General features: G+C 33.9%; 1 protein-coding gene. It reads right to left on the reverse strand.

Annotated features, from left to right (window positions below; genetic code table 11):
• Positions 1–133: 133 nt before the first annotated feature.
• Positions 134–1,245 (reverse strand): IS3-like element IS981 family transposase gene (locus tag ABT006_RS34975; RefSeq protein WP_276117871.1). Its coding sequence is split into 2 segments (ribosomal slippage): positions 134–1,017 and positions 1,017–1,245, totalling 1,113 coding nucleotides; the frame shifts between segments, so codons are not numbered across the junction.
• Positions 1,246–1,434 lie beyond the last annotated feature (189 nt).

Below are 1,434 nucleotides of genomic sequence, written 5' to 3' on the forward strand. Positions count from 1 at the left end.
ATAAAAATACATCCCAATTTCTGAATGATTTAATTAAACTATATCTATAATGAATACAAAATCTCATGTTAATAAATAATGACGTTAAGTCAAGTTTTTAGAGTAACTAACGTAGAATTTTAATCTATTTATTTTAAGCACTTACCTTTTCAAATTGATTAGGTGTAAGATACCCTAAACTTTGATGGATTCGTTTTGAATTATAAAAGGCTTCGATGTACCAGAAAATACTCTGATAGGCTTCTTCAAAGTTCTTATATTTAAATTGATACACCCACTCTCTTTTTAAATGTCCATGCCAAGATTCAAGACTGGCATTATGATAAGGGTATCCCCTTCGACTGAAAGAGTGAGTCATCCCATAATACTTAAGCAACTCTTCATACTCTAGACTCGTATACTGGCTTCCTTGGTCAGAATGAAGAATAACAGCTTCTGGATAGTCTTGTGATTTAATGGCCTTATTTAAAGTTCTTTGCACTAATTCTACAGTCATTCGCTTGCCCAAATCCCAAGCAATGACTTTTTTAGTATAACGATCCATAATGGTTGAGAGATAAGCCCATCCTTGTTGAGTAGGAATATAAGTAATGTCGGTTGACCAAACCTTATTTTTCTTTGTAGGTTCAGTCTGTATAAGATTTTTTCGATTGATGTGATCACTTAGTGAGTATCCAGGCTTAAATTTCTTAATGACTACAGACTTGAGTTGAAGTTGCTTCATTAGCTTCTGTACCAGTTTTAACCCGACTTTTTCCCCTTGTTTAAGTAGAAGATGATGAATTTTAGGAGCACCATAGATTCCTCGGTTAGCATTGAAGAGTTGAGAAATTTTGAGTGACAGGTATTGTCTCCTTAATTGAGTTTTAGATGGATGTCGGTTAATCCGTTCATAATAACTTGATTCAGGAACATCAAGGAGTTGACAGCTTAGTCTGACATTGAGTGCTAAAGTTTGTATGGTTTGAGCCATATCCGCAGCACTCACTTCTTTTTCTCGGCGAATATGGTCAATATTTTTTTTAAGATGTCTCGTTCTTCCTTAACTTTAGCCAGTTGTCTTTTTAATTCTAGAAAATCAGCTTTAGAGACGGAGCTTTCATTAGATTTAGAGTAGAGGTCTATCCATTTATAAATTGTTGCAGGGGCCACGTCGTATTCTTTAGACAGCTGGGTGACGGATTGACCAGAATGATAGAAGGCGATAAGGGTTTCTTTAAATTCTTTTGAGTAGCGTTTTTTCATGTTTTTGTCCTTTGTCTAAATTATACAATAGTGACTCTAAGATTTCAGGATAACATCATTATTTGAACATAATGATATGTTAGAGAATTAATTATATTAGCAACTAAATCCGATTCTCTCTTTTGCACTCCAAAAGGTATCGAATAACAAACTCCGTATCTTCCGCATAATATAAATTTTCTTTAAACT

It is taken from the genome of Micromonospora sp. NPDC002717 (assembly GCF_040295705.1).
Taxonomy (GTDB): domain Bacteria; phylum Actinomycetota; class Actinomycetes; order Mycobacteriales; family Micromonosporaceae; genus Micromonospora.